Annotated in this window: 7 protein-coding genes; 4 read left to right on the top strand and 3 right to left on the bottom strand. The window is 63.2% G+C overall.

The genetic code is table 11. The features are described from left to right. The first annotated feature begins 23 nt into the window (after positions 1–23). A complete protein-coding gene (locus EN939_RS19150; RefSeq protein ID WP_127269257.1) occupies positions 24–890 on the top strand; it encodes an SDR family NAD(P)-dependent oxidoreductase in 867 nt (288 codons plus the stop codon). A gap of 3 nt (positions 891–893) precedes the next feature. Here the strand turns inward: EN939_RS19150 and EN939_RS19145 are convergent, their stop codons facing one another. From EN939_RS19145 to EN939_RS19135, 3 genes are all read right to left on the bottom strand, one after another. Continuing rightward, positions 894–1,319, bottom strand: coding sequence for a low affinity iron permease family protein (locus tag EN939_RS19145; RefSeq protein ID WP_127269256.1), 426 nt, complete (start codon positions 1,317–1,319; stop codon positions 894–896). A 303-nt stretch (positions 1,320–1,622) separates the two neighbouring features. Next, on the bottom strand, positions 1,623–2,264 hold the full coding sequence (locus EN939_RS19140; protein WP_127269255.1) for a transferase hexapeptide repeat family protein: 642 nt from the start codon (positions 2,262–2,264) through the stop codon (positions 1,623–1,625). Positions 2,265–2,406: 142 nt separating this feature from the next. After that, on the bottom strand, positions 2,407–2,925 hold the full coding sequence (locus EN939_RS19135; protein WP_127269254.1) for a CreA family protein: 519 nt from the start codon (positions 2,923–2,925) through the stop codon (positions 2,407–2,409). A gap of 188 nt (positions 2,926–3,113) precedes the next feature. On the opposite strand from EN939_RS19135, the gene EN939_RS19130 reads away from it, so the two are divergent. From EN939_RS19130 to EN939_RS19120, 3 genes are all read left to right on the top strand, one after another. Further along, positions 3,114–3,692, top strand: coding sequence for an SCO family protein (locus EN939_RS19130; RefSeq protein WP_127269253.1), 579 nt, complete (start codon positions 3,114–3,116; stop codon positions 3,690–3,692). A gap of 65 nt (positions 3,693–3,757) precedes the next feature. After that, complete coding sequence (locus EN939_RS19125; RefSeq protein ID WP_127269252.1) at positions 3,758–4,630, top strand: 50S ribosomal protein L11 methyltransferase; 873 nt, start codon at positions 3,758–3,760, stop codon at positions 4,628–4,630. Positions 4,631–4,768: 138 nt separating this feature from the next. Continuing rightward, positions 4,769–5,528, top strand: a 760-nt coding sequence (locus EN939_RS19120; RefSeq protein WP_206520061.1) for an aminopeptidase P family N-terminal domain-containing protein, incomplete at its 3' end; no start/stop codon positions are given.

Below are 5,528 nucleotides of genomic sequence, written 5' to 3'. Positions count from 1 at the left end.
ATCGAACAAGGAACCCATCGCCCATGATCACCGACGCCGAGATCCAGACCGCCCTGCCCGCGCTTGCCCCAGGCAATGCCGCCGTTATCACCGGCGCCGCCAGCGGCATCGGTCTGGCGGCCGCCAAGCGGCTTGCACTGATGGGCATGAAGATCGTGCTGGCCGATATTGGCGGCGCGCGGCTGGACGACGCCTCGCGCGCCGTTTCCGCGATTGCCGGCGACGATGCCGTGCTTGCCGTCGCCGCCGACGTTTCGAAGGCGGATGAGGTACACCGCCTCGCCGAAAGGGCGTTCGGCGCCTTCGGCGGCGTGTCGCTGCTGATGAACAATGCCGGTATCGGCGACAATCCCGGAAAGCCATGGGAAAACGGCGATGCCTGGAAGCGGCTGCTGGACATCAATTTCTGGGGCGTCGTGCATGGCGTCGAGGCCTTCGCGCCGCGCATGCTGGCCTCGGCCAGCCCGGGTTTGATCGTCAACACCGGCTCCAAGCAAGGCATCACCACGCCGCCCGGCAATCTTGCCTACAATGTCTCCAAGGCTGGGGTGAAAACCTTCACCGAGGGCCTGTCGCATGCGTTGCGCAACGAACCCGGCGCCCATGTCGCTGCCCATCTTCTGATCCCCGGCTTCACCTTTACCGGCCTGACCGAGGGCGCGACGGAAAAACCGGCCGCCGCCTGGACCGGCGAACAGGTTGTGGATTTCATGCTGGAATCCCTGACCAGAGGCGATTTCTACATCCTGTGCCCGGACAATGAGGCGGCCCGCCCGCTGGATGAAAAGCGCATGGCCTGGGCGATCGGCGATATCATCGAGAACCGCCCAGCCCTGTCGCGCTGGCACCCGGACCACAAGGACAGTTTCGCGGCGTTCATGAAAGGCTGATTTTCAGGCCGCCTGCTTTTTCGACCCGCGCTTCCTCGCCACAGCCTTCTTCGCCGCCGTGTCGGCGATCTGTTCGTCATGCCGCTTTGCCGCACGCTCGCATTTGGCGCGGATTTCCTCGACTTCGGATTCGGTCAGATGTTCGATGCCGATGAAGTGGTTGTGGCCCTTGCCGACCCGGATCAGTTCGTCGAGCTTGGCCTGGATTGCCGCGCCATCGCGGTTCTGAGTGTTCTGGATCAGGAAGACCATCAGGAAAGTGATGATGGTCGTGCCCGTGTTGATGACGAGCTGCCAGGTGTCCGAAAAGCCGAAGAACGGGCCGCTCACCCCCCATACGATGACGATCAGGCAACAGACGGCGAATGTCGGCGGCAGGCCGGCTATGCGGGCGACCCAGTTGGCGACCTTTGTGAAATGTTTTTCCATCTATCGAAATCCTCGACGCTGCGGCGCGATGAGAAACAACCAGCGACCGTTTCAGGTTCCCGAGGCAGACAAATACCCAGCTGCAATTGAATACACGCGTAGGGAGAATAGTCAGGAAAACACACCTTATGGGTTCAATGCCACAGTGATCCTGCAGGCAAGAGTGCCTGTTCCTTCCGCTTCACAGCGGTTTACCTCCAGCCCCTTCCGCTGCGCCACCCCCGCATGGCGGAAGGGGTTTCAGTCCGGCGGGCCTTGAAGCGCGTCGCCCGACTCCGTCTCAACGCTACGCACTTGAACTGGTCAGACGGCGTCGTTTTCCCAGCGATCGAGGAACGTTTCGATCGGCATGGCCTGCATGTCGGGAACCGCTCTGGCCAGCTTTTCGACCGGCCAGTCCCACCAGGCGAGAGCTTCGATCCGCGCCGCGATATCCGGAGTGAAGCGTGGCCGGAGAGCCTTCGCCGGCACGCCGGCGACGATCGCATAGGACGGCACGTCACGCGTCACCACGGCGTTGGCGCCGATGACGGCACCGTTGCCGATGGCGATCCCAGGCATGATCACCGCGCCGTGGCCGATCCAGACATCATGGCCGATGGTCACGGCTTTCGCCTGCCGCCGCTCGCGGAAGGCGGCATCGACGCCCAGCCAGCGAAAATACTCGTTCGGCCGGTAGCTGAGCTTATGCTGGGTCAGCCGCTCTATGGGATGCTCCAGCGCATTGATACGGCTGTTGGCGGCGATCGAGCAGAATTTCCCGATCGTCGTGTAGATCGCTTCACAGTGGCGTTCAAAATAAGAGAAGTCGCCGACATTCACCTCGCGCAGCACCACCCGCTCGCCGATCGAGGCATAGCGGCCGAGCTTGCACGTCTTCAGCTCCGCGGTCGGATGGATACGCGGCTCGGGGTCTTTCGGGACGAGGTTTTCGGAACGCTCCATGCCGGCGGCTTTACGCCTAGGCGATTGGTCCCGCAAGCGGAACCAATCGTCCCTCAGATCGTCTCCCAGCAAGGATTCGCCGAGCGAATGGTCCCGCAAGCGGGACCATTCGTCCGTCCGGCTCCCGAAGGAACTAAGCAGCCTATTGCGGCTTGCCTTTGCTCCACACCACGTTCTGGCCGTAGAGCGGCACGGTGGTGACCGACATTTTGGCCGAGCCGTTCTGCACCTGGCGCGAATGCGAGAGATAGATCAGCGTCTCATTGGGCTTGTCGTAGATGCGGTTCACCACCTGCTTCTTCCAGATCAGGCTGATGCCTTGCTTGAACACCTCCTCGCCGCCCTCGCTCATGTCGATGTCGCCGATCGTGATCGGGCCGGTCTGGCGGCAGGAGATGGAGGAATCGGACGGATCCTCGAACCAGTTGCCCTTGTGCAGGCGATCGATGATGCCGCGATCGAAATAGGAGACGTGGCAGGTCACGCCTTCCACTTTCGGATCCTTGATCGCTTCGACGATGATGTCATTGCCGAGCCAGTCGACGCCGACCTTGCCGACTTCCTCGGCGACTGCGGCACCGGCGCCAACGACAACACACGCGGCCAACGCGCCGCCGATCAGTTTTCGCCCAATCAGTCCGTGCCCAATCAGTCGTGGCAAGGGAGCCTCCTGCGGTTCGAGTTGCCGGTCACAGGTGGGGCGAGCAGCCCGGCTTTGCAAGCAGATAGGTCGACACCACTGCGGTTGCGGCAACGCGGCACTTTGCCTGTGCGAGGCCGAACCGCTAAGACTGTCGCACAGGCGCGGCATTGAGCCGGCGCGGCGATTTCTGCAGACGGACTTTTCTGATGATGCGTTCTATCCTGGTCGGCATTCTCGTCCTGATGGCCGCCGGTATCGGCTGGCTGACTTTCGACTGGTATCGCGGCCATTATGGCGGCGAGCCCTTCGGCGCTGCCTTCACCCTGGTCGACCAGAAAGGCGCGCCGATCACCGAGGCTGCCTTCAGGGGTCAGCCCAGCGTCGTCTTCTTCGGCTTCACCCATTGCCCCGAGGTCTGCCCGACCACGCTGTTCGAACTGGCCGGCTGGCTGAAGACGCTCGGCGACGACGGCAAGAACCTGCACGCCTATTTCGTATCGGTCGATCCCGAGCGCGACACGCCGGAAGTGATGAACGCCTATGTCAGCAATTTCTCCGACCGCATCATCGGCATCACGGGCGATCCCGACAAGGTCCACGCCATGGCCAAGTCGTTCGGCATCTACTGGAAGAAGGTCGACACCGGCGACGGCGACTACACGATGGACCACACCGCCTCGGTGCTGCTGCTCAACGCCAATGGCGACTTTGCCGGCACCATCGCCTACGGTGAAAGCGCCGATACGGCCATCGCCAAGCTGAAGCGGCTGGCGGCGAAAGGCTAGAGCTTGATCCCGAAAAGTGGGAACCGGTTTTCGGGCAAGATCATGCTCAAAAAGAAACAGATTTCATGACCCAGACGCGCCTTTACTTCACCACCGGAAAGACCGAGTCCGTCAGCATTTTCGCGGCGCTTGAGGCAGCCTTCGAGGAAGAAGGGCTGCCGATCGCCGTCCTGGAGGTCGACGAGGACAAGGACATCCACGAAGTGTCGCTCTATGCCGATGGCGACGTCGATGCGGTCGAGACCCGCTTGAACGACATCCTTGCCGGCCTTTCCCTGTCGAAGCCGATCGAGCGCGAGGCCCTGCCCGACATCGACTGGGTGGCGCATTCGCTGGAAGAGCTGAAGCCGGTGCGTGCCGGACGTTTCTTCGTCCACGGCGCGCATGACCGCCGCAAGCGCCACAGCGGCGAGATCGCCATCGAGATCGAGGCTGGCCTTGCCTTCGGCACCGGCCACCACGGCACCACCGCCGGCTGCCTGGAAATGCTTGAAAGAGTGGTTCGGCGCGAGCATCCGCGCAATGCGCTCGACCTCGGCACCGGCAGCGCGGTGCTGGCGATTGCAGTCGCCAAGCTGGCGCATATTCCTGTGCTGGCCACCGACATCGATCCGGTGGCGGTGCGGGTGGCTGCCGCCAATGCGCGGCTCAATCACGTCAAGGCACTGGTGGAAACGGTGACCGCGCCGGGCTTTCACCACCCGGTCTTCGGCAAGCGCGCGCCCTTCGATCTCATCGTCGCCAACATATTGGCACGGCCGCTGATGCGGCTGGCGCCGCAAATGGCTGGCCACATCGCGCTCGGCGGCTCGATCGTGCTGTCAGGCATCCTCGACCGCCAGCGCGACGCCGTCATCTCGGCCTATGTCGGCCAGAATTTTCGCCACGTCAGAACCTTGCACCGCGAGGGCTGGGTGACGATCCACCTCAAGCATTGAGCCCGGGACCGACCGAGCTTGGACCAAGTTCCGCCGGTTGTCAGTCAAGCGATGCTGTAGCAGGTTGCGCGCAGCCGGAAATCGATTCCGATTTCCGTGACCGTACGCTACGGTTGCGCTGACCGCAGGAGGCCCACAATGTTCCAGACCTTCGATTCCGCCGGCGACCCGGCCGTCGGCAAACCGCGCGTGGCGCTCCTGCGCCAATGGCTTGAAGCCAACGGGCTGGACGGCTTCATCGTGCCGCGTGCCGACGAGCATCAGGGCGAGTATGTCGCCGACCGCTCGGCGCGGCTGAAATGGCTGACCGGATTCAGCGGCTCGGCCGGCGTCGCCATCGTCCTGCGCGACCGCGCCTTCGTCTTTGTCGATGGGCGCTACACGCTGCAGGTGCGCAGCGAGGTCGACCTGGACGTCTTTTCGATCGAAAGCCTGGTCGACAATCCGCCGGCTGTCTGGCTGAAAGACAATCTTGGCAAGGGCGCACGGCTCGGCTTCGATCCATGGCTGCACACGATCAGCGAGGTCAAGGCGCTGCAGGCCTCGGCCGACAAATCAGGCGCCGTGCTGGTGCCGCTCGACAAGAACCCGATTGACATCATCTGGAAGGATCAGCCCGACGCGCCGGTGGCCCCGGTCGAACTTCACCCGATCGGCTTTGCCGGCGAGCTCGCCAAGGACAAGCTCGCGCGGTTGGCGGCGGCGATCGCAAAGGACGGCGCCACCCATGCGGTGCTGACCGACCCCTCCTCCATCGCCTGGGCCTTCAACATCCGCGGCGGCGACGTGCCGCACACGCCGCTGGCGCTCGGCTTCGCCATTCTTGCCGCCGATGGGTCGCACCAGCTTTTCATGGATAAGCGCAAATTCTCGCGCCAGGTCGCGGCCTATCTCACCC

The sequence above is a fragment of the Mesorhizobium sp. M7A.F.Ca.CA.002.05.1.1 genome (assembly GCF_003998335.1).
GTDB lineage: Bacteria > Pseudomonadota > Alphaproteobacteria > Rhizobiales > Rhizobiaceae > Mesorhizobium.
This window is presented reverse-complemented; position numbering and strand designations above follow the sequence as displayed.

Coding starts and splice junctions, on each gene's coding strand:
- EN939_RS19150 (WP_127269257.1), top strand. CDS start 24: ATGATCACCGACGCCGAGATCCAGACCGCCCTGCCCGCGCTTGCCCCA.
- EN939_RS19130 (WP_127269253.1), top strand. CDS start 3,114: ATGATGCGTTCTATCCTGGTCGGCATTCTCGTCCTGATGGCCGCCGGT.
- EN939_RS19145 (WP_127269256.1), bottom strand. CDS start 1,319: ATGGAAAAACATTTCACAAAGGTCGCCAACTGGGTCGCCCGCATAGCC.
- EN939_RS19140 (WP_127269255.1), bottom strand. CDS start 2,264: ATGGAGCGTTCCGAAAACCTCGTCCCGAAAGACCCCGAGCCGCGTATC.
- EN939_RS19125 (WP_127269252.1), top strand. CDS start 3,758: ATGACCCAGACGCGCCTTTACTTCACCACCGGAAAGACCGAGTCCGTC.